This is a genomic window from Priestia sp. 179-F W1.4 NHS (assembly GCF_045369295.1).
GTDB lineage: Bacteria > Bacillota > Bacilli > Bacillales > Bacillaceae_H > Priestia > Priestia zanthoxyli.
In genome coordinates this window covers 327039-353300 of the sequence record NZ_JBIQFF010000003.1, presented here as the reverse complement: position 1 = coordinate 353300, position 26262 = coordinate 327039, and the positions used below count along the sequence as shown (strand labels likewise).

The following is a 26262-nucleotide window of genomic DNA, read 5'->3' as shown; positions in this document are numbered from 1 at the left end:
TTTTTTATTTAAATGAAACAGAAAAAGGCACCAAAAAAGGCTGCTACACACAGCCCTTTAATCTGGATCACACGTTTTCCCGTACCGTAATACGTTATATATAGCACGTCCATCACTTGCAGATGTTTCTGTATATTGAATTGGCAGCAGTGAAAAAATAACATAATAGACTGAAAAATAAACAAATTGATAGCAAAATATATCTTCAGGCAGAATATTAGCCATAATTAATCCATTTATTATAAAAATAGTAAGTAAATTAAACAGTACACCGCCCGCATACACCACTGCATGGGAAAAGCGACTGTCGTTCTTAAGATTTTCATATTTACAAAACGAGTCTAAAAAATAGACTGACTTAATTTTAAACTTCCCCATTTTAAGAATCGTTTTCCCCCGCCCAATAGTAAAATCGACCTTCCCTCCGAAAATAATTGCCATGACGGAATGCCCCAGCTGATGAACAAATGATACAAGTGGCAATACAAGACAGAATGACCACACAAACTTTGGAAGATCATTTAACCCAAACACGTTTATCCCTCCTTTTTGTTTCTTCTCTCTACTTTTCCTCCCCGTTTTTACTTAAAACTACATTTAAATTCTTTTTTTAAAACTCATACGAAATAACTAGCATCCACATCATTTCTTATAACCTAGATAAAACCCAATGTATGTAACTTATGAAAAATACATTTTCCGAAAAACAGTTGGAGTCACGTTTTCTTGTTCTTTGAAGCGCTTGATAAAATAGCTTGGATGTTCATACCCTACTTGTCTTGCTATATCTTGTACAGAGATTTGGTTGTTTTTAAGCAGCAGTTTCTTTGCTTTTTGAATTCGGACGCGCGTTACGTATTCAAACGGCCGGATACCAAGAGATTGTTGAAAAAGCAAACACGTATACTGCTCTGTTACGTTGAGCTGCTTCGCCAGTACTTCTAGCGTTAACGGCTGATGATAATATTCCTCAATATAGCGAAGGACTGGGTTTAGCTGAGTAATTTGCTGCAAGCGACTTTTGCTTTCTATATATACGCTGTCTTGGCGCAGTTTCAAAATGACGCTATATAGTAGTTCAGAGCATTTCATGGTGCTAGAGGTATGATTTTCTTCTAACAAATTCATTAGCTCTTGCAGCATCCTATAAAGGCTTTCAGCATGTGTAAGGACGATTTTTCCGGAATTAATAAATTGAAGAGAAAGCATGATATCATCAATTACACTTCCATTAAAAGAAACCCAGCATACTTGCCATTCGCTTGTAATGGGGTAGTATTCGTGCGGAACATGCGGCGTCAGAAACATCCCTTCATTTTCTTTTATAATATAAACCTCGTCGTTTACACGAAGCTCGCCTCTTCCTTTTATACATTGAATCCATTGATAATCAGGAAACTCTCCCTGACGTTTAATATGCGTTTGATGTCTCCAGCTTCCAGCGCTTGTAACATAGAATGGCAGTTTCATATCTTCATCTGAAAGAGCCGGAAAGTACATACGGTCCACATTACTTCCTCCTTTTTATGTGAATATAGTTATATTATCATGAAAATAATTAGATTGATAAGGTTTTCAGAAAACGTTATCATTTTCATATAAACTAATAACCTAGTAATCTAGAAATGAGGGATCGACATGTTAAAAACCGGCAAAAAATTTAATTATACAGCACCTGCAAACGGATACCCTGAATGGAATAACAACCCTGAAATTTTTCAATTGAACCGTTCGAAAGCACACGCTTTACTAATGCCTTATCAAACGGTCGAAGAGGCCTTAAAAAATGATAGAAAATCTTCTGTTTACTACCACAGCTTAAATGGAAGCTGGTACTTTCATTTTGCTGAAAATGCGGATGGCCGCGTCAAAAACTTTTTCGCTCCTGAATTTTCATATAAGAAATGGGACTCTATTTCAGTTCCTTCACACTGGCAGCTGCAAGGATATGACTATCCTCAATATACAAACGTGACATACCCTTGGGTTGAAAACGAAAACCTCGAACCTCCTTTTGCACCGACTAAATATAACCCTGTCGGTCAGTACGTCCGTACTTTTACACCTAAATCAGAATGGGAAAATCAGCCGGTGTACGTCAGCTTCCAAGGCGTCGAATCTGCTTTTTACGTCTGGGTTAACGGTGAGTTTGTTGGATACAGCGAAGACAGCTTTACTCCAGCTGAATTTGATATAACTTCTTATCTTCAAGATGGTGAAAATACGATAGCAGTAGAAGTATATCGCTGGAGTGACGCAAGCTGGCTTGAAGACCAAGATTTTTGGCGAATGAGCGGCATCTTCCGAGATGTGTATCTGTACTCTACTCCACCGGTTCACATCTATGACTTTAGCGTTCGTTCGTCGCTTGATAACAACTACGAAGATGGTGAACTTAGCGTTTCAGCTGATATTTTAAATTACTTTCAGCACAATACTCAAGATCTAACATTTGAAGTCATGCTGTATGACGCGAATGGCCAAGAAGTACTACAAGCTCCGCTGCAAACAAATGTAAGTGTGAGCAATCAATATACAGCGTCCTTACGTACACACATTAAAAGCCCTGCAAAATGGAGCGCAGAAAGTCCTAATTTGTATACCCTTGTACTCAGCTTAAAGAATGCTGCTGGTTCTATTATCGAAACGGAAAGCTGTAAAGTCGGCTTCCGTACGTTTGAACTAAAGAATGACCTTATGACAATTAACGGCAAGCGTATTGTACTTCGAGGAGTAAATCGCCACGAATTTGATTCAGTAAAAGGCCGTGCAGGCATCACACGCGAAGACATGATTCACGATATTTTGCTGATGAAACAGCATAATATTAACGCGGTGCGTACATCCCATTATCCTAACGATTCAGTATGGTATGAACTGTGTGATGAATACGGACTGTACGTGATTGACGAAACCAATTTAGAAACGCACGGAACGTGGACTTATTTACAAGAAGGCGAACAAAAAGCCGTTCCAGCAAGCAAGCCAGAATGGAAAGAAAACGTACTAGATCGCTGTCGTTCGATGTACGAACGTGACAAAAACCACCCTTCTATCATTATTTGGTCGCTTGGCAATGAATCATTTGGCGGAGAAAACTTTAAGCATATGTATACCTTTTTTAAAGAGAAAGATTCCACGAGACTTGTTCATTATGAAGGAATCTTCCATCACCGCGACTATGATGCTTCTGATATAGAAAGCACGATGTACATTAAGCCAGCAGATGTAGAGCGCTATGCATTAATGAATCCGAAAAAACCTTATATTCTGTGTGAATACAGTCATGCGATGGGTAATTCTTGCGGAAATCTATACAAATACTGGGAGCTGTTCGATCAATATCCAATCTTGCAAGGCGGTTTTATATGGGACTGGAAAGATCAAGCTCTTCAAACAACAGCAGTAGACGGTACTTCTTACTTAGCTTACGGCGGAGATTTTGGTGATACGCCTAACGACGGCAACTTCTGCGGAAACGGCTTAATCTTTGCTGATGGGACAGCTAGCCCGAAAATTGCAGAAGTAAAAAAATGCTACCAGCCCGTAAAGTGGACAGCAGTCGACGGTGCTAAAGGAAAATTTGCCGTTCAAAACAAACACCTGTTTACAAACTTGAACGCCTTTGATTTTGTTTGGACGATTGAAAAAAACGGTGAACTACTTGAAAAACATGCGTCTCTTTTAAATGTAGCTCCTGATGGTACAAACGAACTGACGCTTTCTTATCCTCTTTACGAGCAGGAAAACGAAACTGATGAATTTGTTTTGACTCTTTCTCTCAGATTATCCAAAGATACAGCTTGGGCTTCAGCTGGATATGAAGTGGCGTACGAACAGTTTGTGCTGCCTGCCAAAACCGCTGTACCTTCAGTAAAAACTGTTTATCCTGCTTTATCAGTTGACCAAAACGAACAAACGCTGACGGTTACAGGAACTAACTTCACGGCTATTTTTGACAAGCAAAAAGGGCAGTTTATCTCTTACAACTATGAGCATACCGAGCTGCTTGCATCGGGTTTCCGTCCGAACTTTTGGCGCGCAGTCACCGATAATGACCTCGGCAATAAATTGCATGAAAGATGTCAAACGTGGCGTCAAGCAAGTTTAGAGCAGCACGTGAAAAAAGTAAGTGTTCAACCGCAAATTGACTTTGTTATCATTTCGGTTGAGCTAGCTTTAGATAGCTCTCTTGCTTCTTGCTATGTAACGTATACGCTATATAACGATGGTGAAATGAAGATTGAACAATCTTTAGCACCTTCTGAGGCAATGCCTGAAATTCCTGAAATTGGGATGCTGTTTACGATGGATGCGGCTTTTGATTCTTTAACATGGTACGGCAGAGGCCCTCATGAAAATTATTGGGATCGTAAAACTGGCGCTAAGCTTGGCCTTCATAAAGGCAGTGTAAAAGAGCAAGTTACACCGTATTTACGCCCTCAAGAATGCGGAAACAAAACGGACGTTAGATGGGCAACTATTACAAACGATCAAGGACGCGGCTTTTTACTAAAAGGTTTGCCAACAGTCGAGCTGAATGCTTTACCTTACTCACCTTTTGAACTGGAGGCTTACGATCATTTTTACAAATTGCCGTTAAGCGATTCCGTAACCGTGCGGGTTAACTACAAGCAAATGGGCGTTGGCGGAGACGACAGCTGGGGAGCTAAAACACATCCTGATTACACACTATACGCCAACCGCTCGTATACAAACACGTTTACGCTAAAACCTCTATAAAAATAAAAAGGACTTTCATTTGAAAGTCCTTTTTACTTATGATGTCACCTCTGGCTTTCGCTGAGAAAGCAAAAATACCGTAGCGATAATAAGAATTGTACCTAGCCACTCCGTCCACCCAAAAGTCACATGAAGCCATAGAACAGATAGCGCGGCTGCTGACAAAGGCTCTGCTGACGCAAGAACAATGGCTTCAGAAGCGCTAATGTGCTTCAAACTTTCCAAGTAGCAATAAAAGGCAATGAGCGTTCCAAAGATAATCACAAATAGCACCGCACACAGCGACAATAGCGACCACTCACCGGCTATATGCCACGGCGGATGAATAAATGAAAAACTTACGCCGCCTATTACCATTCCCCAGCCTACTACTTCAACTGAGCTCCATTTTGCAAGAAGACGTTTAGGCTGAAGCGTATAAAAAGCAGACGTCACGGCTGCTCCAATCCCCCAAAACAACCCCCATCCTGTAATAGACAGCTCGTTAAAATTTCCGCTTGTTGCAAGAAAAAATGTCCCCGTTATGACGAGCGCAACAGAAATCATTTCTACTTTCACCGGCCACTTTCTTGCTTGCACGGCTAAATAGCCAATAATAAATATTGGCGACGTATATTGAAGCACTGTAGCTGTAGCAGCGTTTCCTGCTTCAATAGCTGCAAAATATGTATACTGCACGCCGAGCATACCGATTACACCAAACAAAAGCAGCGAAGTCCTCTCTTCTTTTGTTTTCCAAATTGCAAAAATATTGCGCTGCTTAGAGGCTATTGCCAAAAGCAGCAATCCGGATACTAGCATACGAACGACGACCAGCCACTCTGCGTTAAAACTCTTATGCTGAAATAAATATTGAGCTACCGTGCCAGACACTCCCCACATCGTGGCACCAATGATTACAAGCAGCAGCCCCCACGCTCTTTTAGATGAAGTTTGAACTCCTTCCACTTACCATTCCTTCTCTCTTTTTCATATATATTTAATTTACCTCCCTCCGCATTAACGGTCAATAGCAAAAAAAGTCGAAGCAATATGCTTCGACTTTTTTAAATGCTTTTATGAAGTAATTTCTTGAGTAAAGGAAATAGCACATCGGGAAGTTCTTCGATGTTTGGTACTAGAATACTATATTTCCCGTACATATTTTGAATGGTTTTCTTCTGTCCTTCATCAATTTCCCCGTTGGATAAAAAGACGTTGATGACTTCAATTCCGTGTTTGCGTGCTTCTAATACCGCTTCGTGCGTATCTACAATACCATTTTGTTCATATCCCATAGCGGCTGGTTCCCCGTCTGAAAACACAAGTAAAAACTTTTGCTGCTCAGAACGCTGAAGCAAGCGACGTGTCATATGGCGAATGGCAAATCCATCACGGTTGTCTTCTTCAGGCTCAAGCTGCATAATTTCAGGACCGCTTTTACGCTTTAATGATGCTTGAAAGTCCATCACCGTCTGCAGGTAGTTAGGCTGGCTTGTTTCAGTAGCATCATTTGTATCTTCCCAAAATCCAACAATTTGATGAGGCACCATAACAGACTTTAACGCTTCGTGAAATAGCGTAATCCCGAGCTTCGTTTCATCCATTTTGTCGTACATCGATGCCGAACAGTCAACTAGAAGAGAAAACACAGCATCAATTTGGGCAGAATCTTCGTCTTTTTTATAAAACAAACGAGGATTATCATCCGTCCATAGTTTTAGAAGTTTTTTATTTAATCGGCCAAAGTGCAGCTCGCTTCTAGGAAGCGTTTTTTTATGTTCAAGCGTTTTTTCAATCATTTGCTTTAATTTCTTTTGATACGATGCAATGATTTTTTTATTCTCATCATACTGAACAACGTGATCGTCGCTTGGAAGTTTAGAATCTACAAACACAGCATAGGCATGCTTATTTTCTTTCCCATACTCATAATCCGCTTCCCCGTCTTTTTCCGGATGCGTTTGCTCCATGGCTTCGATTTGAGAATAATCGTTCCGGGATGTCTTTTGAGAAGATCCTTGCACCATGCCCATTGCTTGATCTCCATCGTCGCCTTCACGAACCCCATCGCCTAACATATCTGTTTTTGAACCTTGATCCATATCAAACTGCAGAAAACTTTGCGTCGCTTCGCTTGTCTCTCGATGCCACATTTCCATTTTCTCTTCGTGAATGTCTTCATCTCCGTCTTTTTCATGTTCTAAAATATCATCGTTCACTAATGAATCTTTGCGTTTTAAATCTTCAAATGTTAACCCTTCTTCTAACTGATCATACTGAAGTTCAGCCAAGAAGAAATAAGTATTAAGCATATCTTTTTCGATAATATCATCAAAAACATCTACGAGTTCAAGGCAGATGCGCGATACGTCTTTTGTTGTTTTCGCTTCATATACATTTGTTAGCTGTCTGCGAATAAAAGGCATCGCTAAGTTAATCGATTCACTCATTGAAGGAATTTCTTCAAACGGATTTTCAGCCGTTAATAGCAAGTAAATGCCGTTAAAAAGTGCATCCGTGTACACGCTTTTTGTTAAATTTGCGCTCATTTGTGTAGCAAAATATTTTCTATAGAGCTGCCTTCTGAGGGCAAAGGCTTTTTTCGTTCCAGGACGTTCGCGTTTGCATACTTCTTCTAAACGAATATCTTCAAACAGCATAAACAGCTGCTTAGCTAAGCTAGGTACCGACGTTTTATTTATTTTCTTTAAATATGCATTAATTTCTTTGAAGTTTGAATGCTTATAGCTTCCAATACTTCTTAAAAATACATCACTTTTTAAGCCGTACACTTTGTCTTCTTCTGGACGGTTATCCCAAAAGTGACTGAGATAAATAATGCCGTGTACAGGATCATAATAAGATGAAACGCGATACTCTACTTCAATTTCATCATTTTTTGTTAATGTTTTCGTTAAATCTGCCAGCTCCATATAGAGAAAGGAATCTACATTTTTGTCGTTAAATTTAATAAATCGCATAGCGCCACTCCTTACTCAAATAATGTTTCAGCAATATTTTGAATGGCGGCTTTTTCCCTTTCATCTTCTAGCTTTTCAATAATACCGCGTTTAATCGCGCGAAGAGGCGGCATATAAAGAGCTAAATCACACGTATCAATAAGCGCACGAATAGACGCAGCTTCTTCTGATACATGGCCGCTTTGAACTTGAGTAATTAAATCTGCAGAGAGCGTGACAAATTTATCAATTAATTTTTCGTCTTTTAACTGAGACTGAGACATTAGAACTTGCTTTAAGCTGCTCCCTTGAATATATGGCACTTCAATGACAACAAAACGATTTTTTAACGCTTCGTTTAATGGAACAGTCCCAACATACCCTTCGTTAATAGCCGCTACTACGCCGAATGTTTGCTGACCGCGCACTACATCTCCAGTGAATGGGTTTGTAATCATTTTCCGGTAGTCAAGTACCCCGTTTAAAATAGGAAGCGTTTCAGGTTTCGCCATGTTAATTTCATCAATATATAATAAATGGCCTTTTTTCATTGCCTGAATAACAGGTCCTTCTACAAACTCGATACCTGTTTTCCCTTCTTGTTCAGAAATTGTTTTAAAGCCAAGCAGCGCTTCTGCATCTAAATCCACCGAGCAGTTAACGCTATGCATCGGCTGAGAAAATAAATGCGACAGCGTTTCAGCAAGCTTTGTTTTACCTGAACCTGTTGGCCCTTTTAAAAGTACGTTTTTCCCTAGTGATAAGGCAATAATGGCATCTTCTAAAATATCTGCTTCTTCTGCTGTATAGCCGCCTTTTCCGATTAATAGCTGATCAGCATGAGACAGATTTTCATATTTACGATTCGCTAAAAGCGAAAGAACCTCTTTTGGTAATGATAATTGTGATAATTGAATTGACATAGCAAAAAATCCTTTCTTTCTACATACTTTCTATAGTTTACTAAAAAACATTCTTCTTCTCAAAGAATTGCTTTACCTATGCGTTTCTCTAAAGTTTCCGGTAGAAAAATCGCCGTATTTAAACATATATTCAGTAAAAAAAAGTAGGTTATTCACCTACTTTTTTACGATTTTATAGTTTTTATGATTAACGACTGTTTTCATGGATTCGCCTGTTTCAGCATCTTTTCCAAAATCTACGATAACCGAATTGTCTCGCACTACCATAACAATTCCTTTAAATCCTTTATAGTCGCCTTTTTTAGGCTGAATCGTATCGCCAACTTTAGCTGCCTTGACTTTAGGTGCTTGTTCTTCTGTACCTTGTGTATTTTCTACGTCCATCATGACCCCACCTTTTCCAATTTACCGTGTTTTTTTATAAGTGAAAACACAATTTAATTTACTTTTTGTTGAAAATACTTAGTTTATTTTCCCACAAACATCGATGGTTAAACACCATGTGTTTGTCCATTTTCATTCTGCAAACAAACGCTGTATTTTTTATTATGTATGTAGCTGTTTTTTGTAAGAGCACATCCTTGTTCTATCATAACATTTTCTGTTTCCTTCGAACACCAATTACCCTTTAGTTTTTTAAAAAAATGACAAATTACACGGAATTATGTCGAATTTCATATGATTTTCTTTTTAGTATGATAAGCTATATATCGTATTTTAAGCATCTTTTATCTATTACATACGATTTTTGATAAAAAAACCGAAACTTTTATCCACAAATTGCGTTGATTAAATGGAAGGGGGAGAAAATGGCACAACAGCATAACTTTGAACACATTTATAAACAGCACATGCATGATTTGCTGCGCTATCTTCTCTCTCTTACTCGCAGAAAAGAATCAGCGGAAGATTTAATGCAGGAGACCTTTTACCGGGCACTTTTACACTTAGAAACGTATAAAGGCGAGGAAGTAAAGCCTTGGCTGTTCAAAATTGCTTATCACGCCTTTATTGACTGGTATCGAAAAGAAAAAAAACGCCCTACTGTCGAAATAGAAGAATGGCACTTTACTCCTCAGCCAAGTGCTGAAGAACAAGTGATGATTCAAAGTGAAATCGACGGCTGGCTTTCTGATGTATCTGCTTTGCCTCCGGCTAAGCAGAATATTGTACTGTTACGAGATTATCATGGCTTCACATATGAAGAGATTGCAGAAATGACTGGCTTTACTCTGTCAAAAGTGAAAATGGACTTGTATCGTGGTCGTCAACAATTGAAAAAAAGAAAGGAAGAGGACGGATGAGCTGTCAAGATATGAAGCATCAATGGGAAAAATATAAAAACGGCACTTTGACAGACAAAGAAGCAGAAACACTTGAACAACATACGGAAAATTGTGAAGCATGCTCAGCTCATTTAGAGCACTTGCTAACTGAAGATGAACCGTTATCGCCAACTCCATCAACTACTTCACTAAATGACGATACGATGTTGGATAATAAAAAAGTTAAAAAGTCCATTTATATGGCCAAATGGAAGCAGCGCCTTTCAAATGTGACAACTGTCATTAGCTCTGTCGTTCTGCTATGGATGATCGGCAGCTTTTTATCCATTGTATATTATCATCAATCAAAAACCGAATACATAAATAGCGTCAATCAAGCGGCTATCGAATCTGCTTTTCCGAACGTTCATATACGTGAAACCACTTCTGATACACAGTCCTTTTTCCGAATGCAGTCGCAAATGGAAGCTTATAAGCAAATTGGACGTGAAGAGCAGGCCATTGGGACGTTTACATTTCATCAGCTGTTTGATAAAACGAGCGGTGTAGAAAAAGAATTTTCCGGCGGTAAATACGACCTTAACCTTTCCTTTGTCTATCCTGATCAAAAAAAACTAAAGCTACATGCAAAAGAGTATAAGGAATGGACGAATGAAACATGGAATGCATTAGAAAACCTACCAAAAGGAACGGTAAGCGAAGTGGCTATTTCTTTTGATGATACGTATTCGCTAAGAGAAGTTCAGCAAAAAATGAATGCCATCGACAGCCATGATTTTTCTACCTCTTGGTACGCGCTTAATACAGGGAACGAACAAAAAACAAGCACAAAAGATGAGCCCTTAATTGACTTAACATCAACATTTGGCTTTCCAGAGTTTTTAGACTTGCCTTACGAGCACAAAGGAAATCAAACGCACTCTACTAGCAAGTCGAACGTTTTAAATATGATGAAACTATTAGCCGATAATGAAGAAACAGTCCAAAAAGTTCGTCAGCTAGACCATTCCGATTTGTTGCTAAAGCAGCGATATTCTTATGTAAAAAAACATGGAGTCGGTGTGTACGGCGTTGTGATTACAGGACCTACCAAAAAGCTTCTGAAATTAAAAAATGATCCGTCTATCACCTATGCGTCACTTGGAGATGTAGAGCTATGGAATTGGTTCAACCGTCCTTCATCCGGCACGTTAATGAATCAGTAACAAGCACTTGAAAGCAAGTGCTTGTTTTTATTTCTTTGTTAATTCTTCAAATCTTTCTACAGCTTCGCTTTTATCAAATGAACTAAACCATCGATAGTCTTGGTCATCTAAAATACGATAGTGCTGACTAATCATATTTTGCTGCAGACGAAAAGAACCTTCTTTTTGAATCTCTTTCCACCATACTCTTCCTCCGAGCGTTTTATCTTTTGGAGAAGATACGCCGTTATGAGCAATGATTTCTACTACTTCTAAGGGGACGTCTCCTAAAACCGATTGAAGGATTTCACTGTCACCAAACAAACCGCATACTGCAACAGTAGTCGTCCACCCTGCTTCCGTGCGCCCTTTTTCAATTTGAACCAATGTTTTTTTGGAAATACCAATGACTTCAGCCATTCTATCTTGTGAATAGTTTCTTTCTAAACGAATTAATCGTATTTTATCCGATACTGATTTAATCACTTCTTGTTTATTCATTTTTACAGCCCTTTCTTTCTATACACGCACATGTCTTTAGTGTAATATTACACCTAATTAAAGAAGAGTTTCAAGCGTTTCCCTTCATCACAAGACGGGGAAATATACTAAAATGGTTTTTGTATACTAAAACAATTAAAAGGAGTTGAGAATATGTATATCATTGTATGGGCTATGCTTGTACTATACGCCTTTTTGCTAGCTCCGGGAGCAAGCGCCGCTAATGATTTACTGTTTAAAAATCTTATCACAGGAAATTTTCAACAGGTAGATCCGCTCGTGGTTATGGTATTCTCTTTTTTAGGACTTTTCCCAATATTGTTTATGGTAATGATTTGTAAAAAAGATACGTACAAACTGCCTGGATGGCCATTTTCTCTTCTATCATTTGGGCTCGGAGCTTTTTCTCTTTTGTTCTATTATCATTGGAAAGGACAAAAAGTTCGAACACGTTCGCGTATTTCTTCACGCTTCATTGCCATCATTTCTTCTCGTCTATGGATTGGACTATGCTTAGCGCTCACGATTGCAGGTTACGTATACGGACTATCCATAGGTTCAATAAGAGCTTATGGAGATGCTTTTATGCAGTCACAGCTTGTTAGCGTGATGACCGCTGATTTTTTTGTTTTAACGTGGCTTTCTTATTCCGTTATGACAAAAGAAAGGATAGCATCCCGACCTTACCTTCTCTTATGTTTCATTCCAGTTGCGGGCCCTTTTTTTATTTTATTACGGCATAACCGCCAAGATGTTAGAGAAGAAAAACTTTAAATAAAAGGCTTGCGTTCCATTCATTATTCCGTTATAATCATTTCTTGTACGATGAAAGTTGATTAATTAGAAAACATTTATATATCGGCATTTTATTTACATTTGTTATACATACCTGCGCTGTGCGTATACTCATGTTGTCTTAAACCTTTGAGTGTTAAAAGGGAGCTCAAAATTTAGCTGCAGATAGCACGCCCTCCTTGGGACGCTAAACCCGGCTATGAGGGCACCCACCTAGTAGATCTGGGTATTTAAGACACTTAGGGTTACGGCAGTGCGGGCTTATTTTTTAGTTAGCTGTAGCTAGCTTTTTTTATTTTTCTATTTATTAGTTTACATAATTATTTTATTGTTAACTTGTATTTTTTTTAGACATGTATGTTTTATTTATCTTCGATTGAGGAACATAAAAAGTAATAAAGGAGATGGATAAAATGAATGAACAAAAAATTGCTAAAAAAGTAAATGAAGTATTAGAAGGAAATCGTGTAGGAACATTAGCCACAGTTGTAAACAACAAACCCCACTCTCGCTATATGACATTTTTCAGCGATGAAGATGGTATCGCTCTTTACACACCAACAAATATCAATACACATAAGGCAGAAGAAATCGAAGCTAATCCAAACGTGCACGTACTATTAGGCTACAGCGGCGAAGGATATGGCGATCAATACTTAGAATTATCCGGGACAGCTGTTCTTCGTACTGGTGATCAATTAAAAGGACGTATATGGAACGATCACATGAAAGAATGGTTTGACGGTCCAAATGACCCTGAGTATGTTGTTCTGGAAATTACGCCAAACGAAATTCGCTTTATGAATGAAGGCGAAGAAACTCCTCAAACCGTTCAGCTATAATAAAAAAAGCGCACACTGTGCGCTTTTTTTATTTTCCTACCGCTTCTTTCAATTGAGCTGCTTTTTCTTTTGGAGACGCTGCTAAGCTAATAGCGGTAATAATAGAAACACCATCTGCACCTGCTGCTACTACTTGTTTGGCATTTTCAGGCGTGATGCCACCGATTCCTACAATTGGAAAGTCAATATTCTGGTTTCGCACTTCTTCAATTAATTTTGTACCTTGCACTGCTTTTGCGTCTTTTTTTGTAGAAGTAGGAAAAACAGGTCCCATTCCTACATAATCCGCCCCATCTTTTATCGCTTGCTGCAGCTCTTGTATATTATGAACAGAGACGCCAACAATTCCTTTTCCTATTTTTTCTCGAACAATATGAGCTTTTTCATCTTCTTGTCCAATATGAACGCCATCCGCTTGTAAACGGATCGCTAAGTCAAGGTCATCGTTCACAACAAAAGGAACGTTGTGCTGCTGACAAATTTGCTGAAGTTCCTTCGCCAGCTGATATTTCGCTTCTCCTTTTAGGGCACCTTCGCCTTTTTCACGGAACTGAAACACGGTAACCCCGCCTTCAATTGCTTCTTTCAACACTTCTTTCGGATCTTTTGTACAGTTATTGCTGCCCATTATAAAATAAACTTTCAGCAGCTTTTTAATTTCTTCGTTTGTCATTTTCCCGCTCCTTTTAACGTTGATGTACTCTTGCATATGATTCAATATCCTGTCCAGATAAAAGATGAAGCTGATTTAACAGCTCAATTTGAAAGCTCCCCGGCCCTTCTTCACCTTTTTTCGCTGCGGCGATTTCACCTGCCACTCCGTAAAAACTTAAAGCAGCAACGCTTGCCTCGACATATTCTTTTTCTACAGCCGCGAAAGCTCCTATAATTGATGTCAGCAGACATCCAGTACCCGTCACCTTCGTAAATAACGGGTGACCGTTGTCTACTGTATACGTTGTGTTTCCATCGGTGATCACATCTTGTTTCCCCGTAATAACAATCACTGTATCTAATTTGTTCGCTGCTTTCTCAGCAAGTTCAATGACGTCTCCTTGCCCTTCTAATGAATCAACGCCTTTAATGAGCCATGACTCGCCTACTACATTCGCAACTTCAGCAGCGTTACCGCGAATAACGGCAATATTTAATTCTTCTACAAGCTGACGTGCCACTTCTGTACGAAACGTTGTCGCTCCGGCTCCTACAGGATCGAAAATAACCGGCACGCCGTTTTCATTTGCTGATTTTCCTGCTATTCTCATCGCTTCTACTTCTTGAGCCGTCAGTGTACCCATATTTAAGACAAGCGCTCCGGCGATTCGAGCCATGTCAGCCACTTCTTCCTTCGCATAAGCCATAACAGGTGACGCTCCTAGGGCAAGCAGTCCATTTGCTGTAAAATTGGTTACCACAACATTCGTAATATTATGAACAAGCGGACTTGTATCTCTTACTTTTTCTAATTGAGCTGAAATTTTACTAATATCCATGTTCTCTCACTCTTTTCATTTAGTTTTAACACTGCAAAAAAAAGACAAAAAAGCACCTTGCATGCGCAAAGTGCTTTGGTATGTACTCACATTCCCTGCGCTGGCATTATCCAACAGGTTCAAATGGTCAACAGGCGCCCCTGTACTCTCAGCCTGCCCCGCGCAAGCTCCCATACTATTCTTGTTACGTTTAAAGTTTACTATTAACCTTTTTTATTTGCAACCATTTCACTGTTTTGCCCATAAAATAAAGCTTCGCTATAGGCTGAGTGGTGTTGTAAATCTTACAGCTTTACTAAAAGCATCATTAAAAGACCTCCAGTAAACTACTGGAGGTCTTCTATTCCCTAAAAATTCTATCATTTTTCCTTCTCGTTATTTCTCTTGAATCGCTTGATTTCTCACAGCTGTTTTTCGGTCCTTCCCTGCTCTTAAAGATAAAAGAAAACAAAGCTGCAGTACAAGTGCAGCTGATACGTACGGGTAATTAATGTTTATATCAAAAAGAAAGCCTGCTACAACAGGTCCAATAATATTACCAAGACTTGTATAAGCAGAATTTAGTCCGGCTACATACCCTTGGTCGTCTTGTGCCATCATCGACATTTGCGTGCTGATTGCCGGACGTAAAATATCTGTTGCTAAAAAGACGATAAATGTCACAACAATAATAAGCCAGTACGTGTGCACAAATAGTGTAAGTAAAATAAAAAGTCCCGTCATCATCAAGCAAAACGAAATCACTCTTTTTTCACCGAACTTATTTAAAATCCAGCCAAAAATCGTAACCTGCACAACAGCCCCTGCAATAGAGCCAAACGTAATAACAAACGCAATATCTTTTGGCGTAAAGCTAAATTTATGATCAACAAATAGTGAAAAGATCGTTTCATAATTGGATAATCCAAACGATGTCACAAAAACGATAATTAAACTTAAAAAATAAGGTTCTTTGTAGGAATTCATAAGCTGCAGCAGCAGCCGATCTTCTTTTGGATTCTCATTGTTTGAAACAGCATGACCTTGTACAGGACGAGACTCCGGCAAAACAAAAAGCGTAATCACTGCAGCCAAGCCTCCTGCTACTGCGGCCATGTAAAATGGCACGCGCATGCCGTATTCAGCTAAAAAGCCTCCAATACCGGGCCCGATAATAAATCCTGTTGTAATCGCTGCCGTCACATAGCCCATTCCTTTAGCCCGTTCTTTAGCAGACGTCACGTCCGCTGTATAGGCCATAACAGCAGGCATAATAAGCGCGGCCCCGACCCCGCCTAGCATTCTGGATACAAATAATAAAAGAGGTGTACTCACTGAACCAAAGAACCATTCAGACAGGGCAAAAACAATCATTCCCGCTACAATAATTTTCTTTCTCCCTAACGAGTCTGATAATCGCCCAGCTAAAGGCGAAAACAGAAATTGAGTTAGTGAAAATACCGCTACTAAAAGCCCCATCACGCTGCCGTTGATATGAAGCTCCGTCATGTAGGTTGGCATAATTGGAATAACGAGACCGATTCCCGTAAAGATAATAAAAATATTTAGCATGAGCAGCAAAATCGCCGCTCGATTTCTTAACAATAATGACATATAAACCTCCTGATTACAAAAATACTGAACGTTCGGTCTATAAAAATACAAAATAATGAGGGATTACTCATTGCCGCAATAAGCATCCCCGCTTATTTAAGAAGACCTTGCTATAATTCCGTTTAAAAATACATCGATTGCTGAATGGTAAAGCTGCAGGGCATTTTCCGTACTCGTTTTTCGAGACACGCGGCTCATTCCAACAAACAACCCTTCTAAAATTACTGCAAGTTGCTCTGCATTTTTATGAGAAAACTCGCCTTCATCGATGCCCTGTTGCAAAAGTTCCCGGTTAAACTCCACGTGTCGTTTCACCATCTCATCAATTCGCTCTTCGATGTCGCTGCCCTTCTCCTCGTTGTTAAAAAACTCATCCGCAGCTTTCGTAAGAGGATGATTCAAATCATCTAAAATGATTTGCTCCGCTATTCCAAAAAGCTTATCTCTTGTTGTTTTGTAAAGAGACTCTCTTTCTTTCCAGTTTCGTTCCCACTCAAGATCCCATTCGTCTATTAAATAAAGAAAAAGCCCTTCTTTACTTTTAAAGTGATAATAAATATTCCCTTTACTGCTTCCCGTAGCTTCTACAATTTCCTCAATAGATGTAGCTTTATAGCCTTTTTGAGAAAACAATGCTTTAGCGGCATCTGCCACTTTTCTTTTGGTTTGTTCACTTTGAAGCTTTTTTTTATTCAAGCTATTTCCACCGCCCCGTACATTTATTATTTATACTGAACATTCGTTTTGTATTATCTGACACCTATACTACATAGGAAAAACCTTTTTGTCTAGTGAGAAAACCTAGTTTATACCTTTTTATATAAATCATGACCAAAACAAAGCCTCCTAAAAAGGCTTTGCCTAAAAAGCTTACTTGCTAACAGGATAAATGACAGCTGCTTGCCCGCACAGTTTGCATACAAATAAACAAATCATCTGCGCCTTCTTTCCTGTCTTTTAATCATTCAATTTCTTTGTCATAAACACACTGTATGGATCTTCTTTGTAGGTAGAAAACGGTTCGCACTCGTAAAATCCAAAACTGGCGTATAGCTTTCTAGCCGGTTCAAAAGCGGGTGCAGATCCTGTTTCTAAGCTTAAGCGTCGGTACCCTCGTTTTTGCGCTTCATTTATTATGTACTGCAGCAGCTCTCTAGCAATTCCTTTCCGCAAATGAGCGGTAGCTGTTCGCATCGATTTAATTTCTCCGTGGTGCTCATCTAACTCTTTTACAGCTCCGCACCCTGCTAGCTGACTTCCTTCCCACACGCTCCAAAACGTAATATCACGTTGTTTTAAACTTTCAATATCTAGAGCATGAATACTTTCAGGGGGGAATGTAAGTTCATTCCTTGGAGATGAGAACTTACTAGTTCAATAACTTCATTGTTCGTTAAGTGGTCTCTTTTTATTTTAATCATCTTCTCTTCCTTCCTGCTACTAAAGGGTGGTCAACTACAAACCGACTTATGAATACATTCACTGTCGACCTTTAAAAATCCTTTTATACACTCCCTTCTTTTTCTCTAGTTATTAAAACAGACTTTGCCAAGCAGATGTTTCATACATTGTTAAACGGAGGTGAAATTCGTTGAAGAAAGTTTTATTTTGTCTTGTCCCTCTTTTGTTTTTATTATCCGCCTGCTTTAGTGATCCTGTTCAAGATGATTTAATCGATTATAACAATCAAGATTTAAAGAAAGCCGCTCAGCTTGAAAAAGAGGCGATTGACGCATACGATTCCGTTACAGGCGCTAACTACACAAGTGACGCTGTTATGTACGATACGATGACGAGTGAAGTCATTCCTACCTATCGTAAATTTGTTGACGAACTGGAAAACATCGATGTAGAAACCGACGATCTTCGAAAGGTTCATGAAGGCTATATAAAGGCTGCCAATACCCAGTATAATGCTTTTATTAAAATTGTCAGTGCTTTGGAAAAGCAGGACCGCAACCTTATTGCTGAGGCAAACGCTATGCTTGATGAAGCACGAAAAGGTATACGCGATTACAATGCAGCTATTAAAAAGCTGGCTAAAGAACATGATGTAAAAATTGAAGAACCAAAAACACAGCGCGAAAACAGCCTATAGTTCCCATGCAAAAAGAAGGTCTCTAAAAACAGTAAGAGACCTTCTTTCGTATGATGTTTCATTTTCTCCACGTTCGTTCAATAAACGAAGAAGAATATCAGGAAATATTGCTTAACGATGCATAATAAGAGGCAATAATTTCTTCATCTGAATGCGGAATTTCGTTTCCTTTTACAAGCTGAGCGCCGTTAATACAGCCGCTTGTAAGTAAAATAATATCATTCGGCTTTCCTAAAGAAAGCGACTTTAATACTCCTTCTGTTCGAGTAGGGGCGCGGTGAATATTGCTTGCGCTCGGATTCGAAAAACCTGTCATCACTTGATCTACAATTACGTTAGGATCATGATAACCTGGGTGGTCAACCGTTACGATAATTTCATCAGCTTTTCCTTCAATCGTACGCGCCATTTTAGGCATTTTATTAAAATCTCGAATGCCGATCCCTGCAATCATGACAATCAGCTGGTTATACTCCATCTTTTTTACTTCTTCTACCAAACGCGTAAGGGCAACAGGCGTATGGGCATAGTCTAAAATCACTTTTTGGTTATTAGGACCTTCTATCACCTGAAATCGCCCTTCTGGACTTTCCAATTGAGGAAGCACGCTAATAATATCTTCAATGTGGTATTCAAAGTGAAGAGCTGTACCAATGGCCGCTAGCACGTTAGCAATGTTGTAATCACCATATACAGGCACTGCTACTTTGTATGACTGTCCTTTATAAAGTAAATCAAAGAAAGAGCCTCCTTCTTTGACGGTGATGTTTGTTGCTTGCAGAGTTGCCTCCTTGTTATTTAATAAACTATACGTGACTTTAGGTCCTTCAAATACCCTGCTTAAGTCTTTGCCCATGTCCTGATCATCTATATTAATAACGGCATGTTTGGCCTGTTGAAATAATTTCATCTTGCATTTTTTATAGTGCTCAAACGTTTTATGATACTCTAAATGTTCTTCCGATAAGTTTGTATGAATGGCTACATCAAAATAAATATTTTCTACTCGCTGCTGATCAATCGCAATCGAAGATACTTCCATCACTGCCGCTTCATCACCTCTTGTATACAAGTCATAAAAAATTTTATGCAAGTCTACCGACTCAGGTGTTGTAGGCGTACTTTTTTTATAAACTAACTTCTGCTTTGATGACCAAATGCCGGTCGTTCCAATCGATCCTGTTGGCAATTTTAAAAGAGTTAAAAGCGACCTTACGTAAGCTGCTACGGTTGTTTTGCCATTTGTACCTGTAACGCCAATTGTCTCAATTTTTTCATCCGTATAATCAAAATACATTTTAGAAAAAGACGCCATTACTTTGCGAACGTCGTCAACAGCTAAAAACGTACAGTGAGAATACTGAGTGCTCAAAAGACGAAGCTCCTCGATGCTTGTCCCAAAGACTGCTACGGCTCCTCTAGCTATAGCTTCTTTAATATATTGATGTCCATCTTCATTTTCACCTTTTATACTAAAAAATACGGATCCGTCGTGAACTTGTTTTGAATGATATGTGAGATGGGTGATCGTTTGAGATGCAGGTCCAAAAATATGTTTAATTGATAAATTCGTTAATGTATCAAAGTGGATGTTCATAGCTATTCCTCACAGTGTATAAATTTTATTTTTAATATGTTCTAAAATCCCTTAAATACTCTTTGAAGGATATTTTTTCTTTATTTCCATTTATAAAGAACTTTCTACAATTCAATCTTTTTATTTTGCTTTCATGTGTAGAACGAAAATAAAGAAAAGACGGATCACTATTTTTAAAAACTAAAAGCATGTAAAATATGGATGAACTGTGTATATCATACCAGCAGCAAAAGCAAAGTATTGTAGTAAAATATTCCCCCTACACGTGCAAAACGAAACCCTTCTTTAAAATAATTTCATAGAGTAAGTTGAATCATGATAAATACTTGAACGTGGGTAAGAAAGACTACTGTATGAATCAGTCCCTCCCTTTGCAAAATAACAAAGAAAACATCATAATAAAAGATGCGCAATAACAGCGTGAATGACTTTGCTTTGAAAGGATGGACTACAGCAAATGACGCGTTCTCTTTTAGCGATTGAACCACTTCCTCTTTCGTTTTATCAACAGCCTACGCTTGAACTAGCTCAGTCGCTGTTAGGATGTCTTCTTGTTCACGAAACGGCAGAAGGAGCTGCATCTGGTTTTATTGTGGAAACAGAGGCTTATAAAGGGCCTTTCGACCGAGCAGCTCATAGCTTTAATAACCGGCGCACAAAAAGAACAGAGGTAATGTTCGGTCCTCCTGGTCATGCCTATACGCATACAATGCATACACATTGTTTACTCAATGTTGTAAGCAGCGACATCGATTGTCCAGAAGGCGTCCTCATTCGAGCTATTGAGCCATTTAGCAGAAAAGATTTGATGAAAACTAGACGTCGAGGGATGGAAAATGAAATAAATTGGACAAACGGTCCTGGGAAACTAACAAAAGCACTAGGGGTTTCAATGGATTTGTACGGTCATGATTTAACCACCCCTCCTCTTTATATTGCTCGTGGCTTCACTCCTTCAGCGATTTCCGCCGGACCTCGCGTTGGCATTGATAATTCTGGTGAAGCGAAGGATTACCCTTGGCGCTTTTGGGTTACCAATCACCCGTTTGTATCGAAATTCAGGTGAACAAAAGTCAAATAATTTATCAACGAAAATAAAAGAAGCACCTCTTTTTAGAGATGCTTCTTTTTGCTTACGCCCACCACATTTGTGACGGAGTTTCTTCAATTAATACACTTTGTAAGTTTGTAACCGCGCGTTTAAATCCTTCTTCAATCGACATGATTGGATCTTCATGCTCAATGCTGACTACATAATCGTATCCGTATGTGCGAAGGGCACTCATCATATCAGACCACTCTTTTACATCATGTCCGCATCCTACGGATCTAAACGTCCATGCACGCGTTTGGACTTCTCCGTATGGCTGCATATCCGTCAGTCCATACATGTTAATATTATCCTGGTCCAAGTACGTATCCTTTGCATGGAAATGATGAATCGCATTTTCTTTTGCTAAAATTTTAATAGCTCCTACCGGATCAATTCCTTGCCACCATAAATGACTTGGATCAAGGTTAGCGCCAATCGCTGGACTTGTTTTTTCGCGAAGCTTTAGGATCGTATACGGAGTATGAACTAAAAATCCACCGTGAAGTTCTAAACCAATTTTTACGTTATGCTCCTCCGCTAGTTCTCCAATTTCTTTCCAATAAGGAACAAGCTTATTTTCCCACTGCCAATTCAATACGTCTCCATACTCGTTAGGCCAAGGAGTAACAGGCCAGTTTGGGTACTTCGCTTCTTCGTGATCTCCTGCTGTTCCAGAAAAGCAGTTAACCACTGGAACATCTACTAATGATGCTAGTTGGATGGTCTTGCGAAGCGTTTCGTCAGATTCTTTTGCAAAACTTGCCTCAGGTGAAATAGGATTGCCGTGGCAGCTAAATGCGCTGATTGTAAGTCCGCGGTCTTTTATTTGCTTCATATATGCTTCTCTTTTTCCCTCATCTTCAAGCAGCTCATCTAGCGGACAATGGCTGTTTCCCGGATAGCCTCCCGTTCCGATTTCAACAGCATGAAGACCTGCTGATTTTACTTTATCTAACATCTCTTCAAAAGAAAGATCCGCAAATAAGACCGTGAATACTCCAAGTTTCATTTTAATTTCCCCCTGTGCGATATATTTCATCAATAATAGCTGAGACTTGAAGCGCTTCTTGTGGCTTTACTACTAATTCAGCATTTCCTTTACACGCTTCAACGAAATTTTTAGCCTGACTTAAGCTGTAATCATCTTCTCCATCTATCCAAGGTGACGTACTGTTCATGAGCATACCGTTTTTGGACGTGTATAGTTCAAACGGAAACACGCTTAAACCGCCCTCTACCCCTGATATGCTTACGTGCTCTTCATCATCTTCGATATTAGCAGCCCAAGAAGTTTCTAAAAGAAGCGACGCTCCATTTTCAAATTTAATATAGGCCGTTACATGATCATCCACGCTGAATGATTCATGATCAAATGTTCCCCATTGATTTAATTGGTTAGGCGTTTTACTCAGGTCATTATATGTACTTCCCAGTACTTCAGTATGCTTTGGGTTTCCCATTAGCCAAAGCGTTAAATCAAGCAAATGGCAGCCGTAATCAATTAAACTGCCTCCTCCTTGAAGATCTTTGTTCGTAAATACGCCCCAACCGGGAACCTTTCGGCGACGCATCGCTCTGACACGTGCAACTAATGGACGCCCTACCTCTGTCATCATTTTTTTCGCAGCCTGCGCTTCTTTCATGAATCGGTAGTGATACGCAATCGCTAACTGCTTACCTGATTCTCTAGCAGCAGCAAGCATTTCTTCACCTTGCTCTTTAGACATCGCCATCGGCTTTTCACATAGAACGTGAACGCCTGCTTTTAGCGCTTCTACTGCAAACTCGGCGTGAAATTTATTAGGTGTACAAATACATACAGCATCTACTTCTTTAAACATATCTTTGTAATCAACAAATACGTGAGGGATATTATGTTCATTGGCTACCTCTGTGGCTCTTTCACTATTAATATCGCTAAGCCCCCAAATCACACATTCATCACCCAGTTGTTTGAATGCCGGGATATGCCTGCTTACAGCAATCCCTCCTGCTCCGATTATGCCAATTCTCACGTTTTTCACCTCTTACACGCGCGTAATTTGTTTCGTTTGACTTGATTTTAAAGCTGCTAAAATAACAGCAAGTGATTTTAATCCTTCTTCACCAGGAACCGGAGATTCTTTATCTTCTGCAACTGCATCTACAAATTGTTCAATGACGTGAGAATTACTTTGTCCGCCTTCATCGTTCGACTGGATTTTTCCTAATTCATAGTTCACCACTTCACCCGTTGCATATTGTGCAACTAATGAATACGTCGGATCGTCCTCTAAACGAAGAATCCCTTTCTCGCCGTAAACAATCGTGGAGTTATCTTCTTTTCCATTGTAAGCCCAGCTTGCCGCAAGCGTCCCGATAATCCCGCTTTCCGTTTTTAATACGCACACAGCATTGTCGTCTACATTTGCAAAGTCTTTTGCATTGCTTTCCACGAATGCACCGACTTCTACAATTTCTTCATTTAATATGTAGCGGAGCATATCGGTTTTATGAACGCCTAAATCCCCCATAGCACCAATAAACGCTTCGTCTTTTTTGAAGAACCAGCTTTCTTTTCCGTCCACGCTCCAGCCTTCAGGACCACCGTGGCCAAAAGCCGTACGGAAACTATAAATTTTACCGATTTCCCCTTTTTCAATAAGTTCACGAGCTTTTTGATGAGAAGCTACAAAGCGCTGATTATGTCCGATCATTAGTTTTTTACCGTTTGTTTTTGCTGCTTCAATCATCGCTTTCGCTTCTTCTTCTGATGTTGCCATCGGCTTTTCACACAGAACATGAACTCCGCTGTTTAACGCTGCAACCGAAATAGGCGCATGAAGATAATTGGGCGTACATACGCTCACTGCTTCCACTGTACCGCTTGCTAAAAGCTCTTCGTAGTTTGTGTACGCTTTTACACCGTATTGCTGTGCTACGCTGTTTGCACGTTCTGTGTTTATATCGCAAACGGCTACTAATTCTACTTGTTCATTCATCTTATATTCTGGTAAGTGACGGTGTTGCGCAATGCTTCCGCACCCAATAACGCCAATTTTTACTTTTGCCATCTTTCCTATCCCCTTTGCTTAAGCATTATTCATTAGTTTTTAACAGCGATTGATTCAAGCGGTTGCGCATTGCCGTAAACAGGACGTTTTCTCTCTGCCGGCTTCGCCCATTTAATAGCATTCATAATGACACGCTGAATGTCTTTGTTATGGTATGTTGGATATGTTTCATGTCCAGGTCTGAAATAAAATACTTTTCCGTTTCCGCGTTTGTACGTGCAGCCGCTTCTGAAAATTTCTCCGCCTTCAAACCAGCTCGTGAAAATCAGTTCATCAGGTGCTGGAATATCAAAGTGCTCTCCGTACATTTCTTCGCGCTCAAGCTCGATAAATTCACCAATACCTTCCACAATCGGATGGCTCGGCTCTACTACCCACAAGCGCTCTTTTTCATCTGCTTCACGCCATTTTAAGTCGCAGCTTGTGCCCATTAACGTTTTAAAGATCTTGGAAAAGTGACCTGAGTGTAAGACAATAAGCCCCATACCGTCTAGCACGCGCTGCTTTACTTTCTCAACGATGTCATTTTTTACTTCGTCATGTGCTAAATGACCCCACCATACTAAAACATCCGTTTGATTTAATACTTCTTCAGTCAACCCGTGTTCTACTTCGTCTAATGTTGCTGTGTGCGTACGAAATCCTCCTTCTTCTAAGAAAGAAGCGATGGCACCGTGAATGCCTTCAGAGTAAATTTCTCTTACAACCGGATTTTTCTGTTCATGACGATTTTCGTTCCATACTGTAACATTAATCATTTTCATATCCCCTTTTTTTGTGAATGCTAACTTATATCCCCTTTTTTTATCAATGCTAAACTTTGGTTAACCGGTTAACTTACTGTGGTTCACTCGCGCTTAGCAGTCGAATCTCGAATAACAAGTTCAACCGATAATTTTACATGCTGCAGCGTGCTGAAACGGTGTTCGATTGCTTGAATAACAGACGTCGCGGCGACGACTCCTTTGTTAAATACATCTTGACGAATGGTTGTTAGACTTGGAGATGCATAGCTGCTAAACGTGATGTCGTCAAACCCTACGATCGAATAGTCCTGCGGAATTTTTTTCCCCTTTTCTTGCAGTGCTTTCATAATTCCAAGAGCCAGCGTATCAGAGGATGCAAAAACCGCCCGAATATCCTTATGATCTTGCAGCAGCTTGTTCCCTAATTTGTAACCGTTATCAAATGAACTTTCGTTCACTTCAAAAACAAACGTCTTTGATGGTGTAATGCCCGCTTCTTTTAATGCTTTCTCGTAGCCTATATACCTCTTTTTATCCACTGGACTATTGACGAGGTGATGAGCAACAAAGGCAATTTCTTTATGCCCCAAACTCACTAAATGTGTTGTAGCGAGATATCCTCCATACTCATCGTCTACAGAAATATGATGATAATCACGTTCGTACCTTTCGTATGTATCAACTAGCACAATTGGATTCGATAACGCTTTCATTTTCTCATACAATCGATGCGGGAAGGCTCCTAAAAACAGAAGACCATCAATATTTCTCGTTCGAATCCATTTTAGGCAATCAGCTGGGCTACTCACTCCAGATATGACTAGATCATAACCATGCTTACGGATTACATATTCAATTCCACTAATCATTTCACTGTAATAATGGTTATCTTTAAATATAGTAGAAAGTGAATCATCTGTAAGCGGGAATATCACGCCAATCATATTTGACTTTTGTTTCGAAAGACTAACGGCGGTTAAATTTGGTTCGTAGTTTAATTCTTTTACCGCTGTTAAAATTCGCTCTTTTGTTTCATCGGATACTTTGTTAATTCCGTTCAAGACGTAAGATACTGAAGCTGCAGACACCCCTGCATGCTTTGCTACATCACGAATCGTTATCTTTTCTCCCATAAAATCTCTCCAGTTAAACGGTTAACTATTTACTCGTTCATTATAATTCACTCCTTTATTATCAGTCAACGTATTTTTCAAATTATCTGTTAACTATTATAATATCTTCCTAGATTGGTATGTTTTAAGCAGTGACAAGATGTATTGACACCTGTTAATCTTTGAAACGTACATATAAAGTTCGGTGCACAGCACGCACCGATCCGTGATAAAAGGGGCGTTCAAAAGGATTTCAGGAGG

The 26262-nt window shown here is 39.4% G+C and carries 24 protein-coding genes, 1 other RNA gene, 1 pseudogene and 1 riboswitch; of the genes and pseudogenes, 8 read left to right on the top strand and 18 right to left on the bottom strand.

What is annotated here, in order from left to right; all coding sequences use genetic code 11:
* Nucleotides 1-57: 57 nt before the first annotated feature.
* Nucleotides 58-534, bottom strand: a complete 477-nt coding sequence (locus tag ACH0CI_RS16995; protein ID WP_028413498.1) for a site-2 protease family protein — start codon at nucleotides 532-534, stop codon at nucleotides 58-60.
* Nucleotides 535-681: 147 nt separating this feature from the next.
* Nucleotides 682-1500 (bottom strand): AraC family transcriptional regulator, encoded by an 819-nt coding sequence (locus ACH0CI_RS16990; protein ID WP_224980575.1) that lies wholly within the window; start codon nucleotides 1498-1500, stop codon nucleotides 682-684.
* A 138-nt stretch (nucleotides 1501-1638) separates the two neighbouring features.
* Here ACH0CI_RS16990 and lacZ point away from each other — a divergent pair, with 138 nt between their 5' ends.
* Nucleotides 1639-4743 carry a beta-galactosidase, LacZ type gene (lacZ, locus tag ACH0CI_RS16985; protein ID WP_406901933.1) on the top strand — a complete coding sequence of 1035 codons (3105 nt, stop codon included), beginning with the start codon at nucleotides 1639-1641 and terminating at the stop codon, nucleotides 4741-4743.
* 36 nt (nucleotides 4744-4779) lie between these two features.
* Here lacZ and ACH0CI_RS16980 read toward each other — a convergent pair whose 3' ends face one another.
* The 4 genes from ACH0CI_RS16980 to ACH0CI_RS16965 all read right to left on the bottom strand — a co-directional run bounded on the left by ACH0CI_RS16980 (nucleotide 4780) and on the right by ACH0CI_RS16965 (nucleotide 8995).
* Entirely contained in the window at nucleotides 4780-5691 is a 912-nt protein-coding gene (locus ACH0CI_RS16980; protein WP_033578861.1) for an EamA family transporter, read from the bottom strand.
* Between the two features lie 98 nt (nucleotides 5692-5789).
* The gene (locus tag ACH0CI_RS16975; protein ID WP_034265743.1) at nucleotides 5790-7706 is read right to left on the bottom strand and encodes a vWA domain-containing protein; all 1917 of its coding nucleotides are present in this window, start codon (nucleotides 7704-7706) and stop codon (nucleotides 5790-5792) included.
* A gap of 11 nt (nucleotides 7707-7717) precedes the next feature.
* Nucleotides 7718-8608 (bottom strand): ATP-binding protein, encoded by an 891-nt coding sequence (locus ACH0CI_RS16970; RefSeq protein WP_014460283.1) that lies wholly within the window; start codon nucleotides 8606-8608, stop codon nucleotides 7718-7720.
* Nucleotides 8609-8764: 156 nt separating this feature from the next.
* Nucleotides 8765-8995, bottom strand: a complete 231-nt coding sequence (locus ACH0CI_RS16965) for a YkvS family protein (protein ID WP_013056869.1) — start codon at nucleotides 8993-8995, stop codon at nucleotides 8765-8767.
* A gap of 422 nt (nucleotides 8996-9417) precedes the next feature.
* Here ACH0CI_RS16965 and ACH0CI_RS16960 point away from each other — a divergent pair, with 422 nt between their 5' ends.
* On the top strand, nucleotides 9418-9912 hold the full coding sequence (locus tag ACH0CI_RS16960) for an RNA polymerase sigma factor (protein WP_013056868.1): 495 nt from the start codon (nucleotides 9418-9420) through the stop codon (nucleotides 9910-9912).
* Nucleotides 9909-11099 carry an anti-sigma factor gene (locus ACH0CI_RS16955; RefSeq protein ID WP_406901932.1) on the top strand — a complete coding sequence of 397 codons (1191 nt, stop codon included), beginning with the start codon at nucleotides 9909-9911 and terminating at the stop codon, nucleotides 11097-11099. The genes ACH0CI_RS16960 and ACH0CI_RS16955 overlap by 4 nt, the downstream gene beginning before the upstream one ends.
* A gap of 27 nt (nucleotides 11100-11126) precedes the next feature.
* On the opposite strand, the gene ACH0CI_RS16950 is transcribed toward ACH0CI_RS16955, so the two are convergent.
* Complete coding sequence (locus ACH0CI_RS16950) at nucleotides 11127-11579, bottom strand: helix-turn-helix transcriptional regulator (RefSeq protein WP_014460286.1); 453 nt, start codon at nucleotides 11577-11579, stop codon at nucleotides 11127-11129.
* Between the two features lie 153 nt (nucleotides 11580-11732).
* Here ACH0CI_RS16950 and ACH0CI_RS16945 point away from each other — a divergent pair, with 153 nt between their 5' ends.
* From ACH0CI_RS16945 to ACH0CI_RS16935, 3 genes are all read left to right on the top strand, one after another.
* Nucleotides 11733-12353 (top strand): hypothetical protein, encoded by a 621-nt coding sequence (locus ACH0CI_RS16945; RefSeq protein WP_406901931.1) that lies wholly within the window; start codon nucleotides 11733-11735, stop codon nucleotides 12351-12353.
* A 109-nt stretch (nucleotides 12354-12462) separates the two neighbouring features.
* Nucleotides 12463-12640: non-coding RNA, 6S RNA (gene ssrS, locus ACH0CI_RS16940), on the top strand.
* 147 nt (nucleotides 12641-12787) lie between these two features.
* Nucleotides 12788-13216, top strand: a complete 429-nt coding sequence (locus ACH0CI_RS16935; RefSeq protein ID WP_013082985.1) for a pyridoxamine 5'-phosphate oxidase family protein — start codon at nucleotides 12788-12790, stop codon at nucleotides 13214-13216.
* A 28-nt stretch (nucleotides 13217-13244) separates the two neighbouring features.
* Here ACH0CI_RS16935 and thiE read toward each other — a convergent pair whose 3' ends face one another.
* The 5 genes and pseudogenes from thiE to ACH0CI_RS16910 all read right to left on the bottom strand — a co-directional run bounded on the left by thiE (nucleotide 13245) and on the right by ACH0CI_RS16910 (nucleotide 17723).
* Nucleotides 13245-13889 carry a thiamine phosphate synthase gene (thiE, locus tag ACH0CI_RS16930; RefSeq protein WP_335707292.1) on the bottom strand — a complete coding sequence of 215 codons (645 nt, stop codon included), beginning with the start codon at nucleotides 13887-13889 and terminating at the stop codon, nucleotides 13245-13247.
* Nucleotides 13890-13902: 13 nt separating this feature from the next.
* Complete coding sequence (gene thiM / locus ACH0CI_RS16925; RefSeq protein ID WP_335707291.1) at nucleotides 13903-14709, bottom strand: hydroxyethylthiazole kinase; 807 nt, start codon at nucleotides 14707-14709, stop codon at nucleotides 13903-13905.
* A gap of 75 nt (nucleotides 14710-14784) precedes the next feature.
* A riboswitch (TPP riboswitch) is annotated at nucleotides 14785-14893 on the bottom strand.
* 191 nt (nucleotides 14894-15084) lie between these two features.
* Nucleotides 15085-16302 (bottom strand): MFS transporter, encoded by a 1218-nt coding sequence (locus ACH0CI_RS16920; RefSeq protein ID WP_406901930.1) that lies wholly within the window; start codon nucleotides 16300-16302, stop codon nucleotides 15085-15087.
* A gap of 96 nt (nucleotides 16303-16398) precedes the next feature.
* A complete protein-coding gene (locus tag ACH0CI_RS16915; RefSeq protein WP_335707290.1) occupies nucleotides 16399-16998 on the bottom strand; it encodes a TetR/AcrR family transcriptional regulator in 600 nt (199 codons plus the stop codon).
* 261 nt (nucleotides 16999-17259) lie between these two features.
* Nucleotides 17260-17723 (bottom strand): annotated as a pseudogene (locus ACH0CI_RS16910) (GNAT family N-acetyltransferase).
* A gap of 170 nt (nucleotides 17724-17893) precedes the next feature.
* On the opposite strand from ACH0CI_RS16910, the gene ACH0CI_RS16905 reads away from it, so the two are divergent.
* The gene (locus ACH0CI_RS16905; RefSeq protein WP_013082979.1) at nucleotides 17894-18400 is read left to right on the top strand and encodes a hypothetical protein; all 507 of its coding nucleotides are present in this window, start codon (nucleotides 17894-17896) and stop codon (nucleotides 18398-18400) included.
* Between the two features lie 97 nt (nucleotides 18401-18497).
* Here ACH0CI_RS16905 and ACH0CI_RS16900 read toward each other — a convergent pair whose 3' ends face one another.
* Entirely contained in the window at nucleotides 18498-19997 is a 1500-nt protein-coding gene (locus tag ACH0CI_RS16900; RefSeq protein ID WP_335707289.1) for a UDP-N-acetylmuramoyl-L-alanyl-D-glutamate--2,6-diaminopimelate ligase, read from the bottom strand.
* 457 nt (nucleotides 19998-20454) lie between these two features.
* Here ACH0CI_RS16900 and ACH0CI_RS16895 point away from each other — a divergent pair, with 457 nt between their 5' ends.
* Nucleotides 20455-21063, top strand: a complete 609-nt coding sequence (locus tag ACH0CI_RS16895) for a DNA-3-methyladenine glycosylase (RefSeq protein WP_335707288.1) — start codon at nucleotides 20455-20457, stop codon at nucleotides 21061-21063.
* Between the two features lie 67 nt (nucleotides 21064-21130).
* On the opposite strand, the gene ACH0CI_RS16890 is transcribed toward ACH0CI_RS16895, so the two are convergent.
* From ACH0CI_RS16890 to ACH0CI_RS16870, 5 genes are all read right to left on the bottom strand, one after another.
* Nucleotides 21131-22099, bottom strand: coding sequence for a sugar phosphate isomerase/epimerase family protein (locus ACH0CI_RS16890; protein ID WP_335707287.1), 969 nt, complete (start codon nucleotides 22097-22099; stop codon nucleotides 21131-21133).
* A 1-nt stretch (nucleotide 22100) separates the two neighbouring features.
* Nucleotides 22101-23105 (bottom strand): Gfo/Idh/MocA family protein, encoded by a 1005-nt coding sequence (locus ACH0CI_RS16885; RefSeq protein ID WP_098626801.1) that lies wholly within the window; start codon nucleotides 23103-23105, stop codon nucleotides 22101-22103.
* A gap of 12 nt (nucleotides 23106-23117) precedes the next feature.
* Nucleotides 23118-24143 (bottom strand): Gfo/Idh/MocA family protein, encoded by a 1026-nt coding sequence (locus tag ACH0CI_RS16880; RefSeq protein WP_033578851.1) that lies wholly within the window; start codon nucleotides 24141-24143, stop codon nucleotides 23118-23120.
* Nucleotides 24144-24175: 32 nt separating this feature from the next.
* Nucleotides 24176-24901 (bottom strand): ThuA domain-containing protein, encoded by a 726-nt coding sequence (locus tag ACH0CI_RS16875; RefSeq protein WP_406901929.1) that lies wholly within the window; start codon nucleotides 24899-24901, stop codon nucleotides 24176-24178.
* 89 nt (nucleotides 24902-24990) lie between these two features.
* A complete protein-coding gene (locus tag ACH0CI_RS16870; protein ID WP_406901928.1) occupies nucleotides 24991-26022 on the bottom strand; it encodes a LacI family DNA-binding transcriptional regulator in 1032 nt (343 codons plus the stop codon).
* Nucleotides 26023-26262 lie beyond the last annotated feature (240 nt).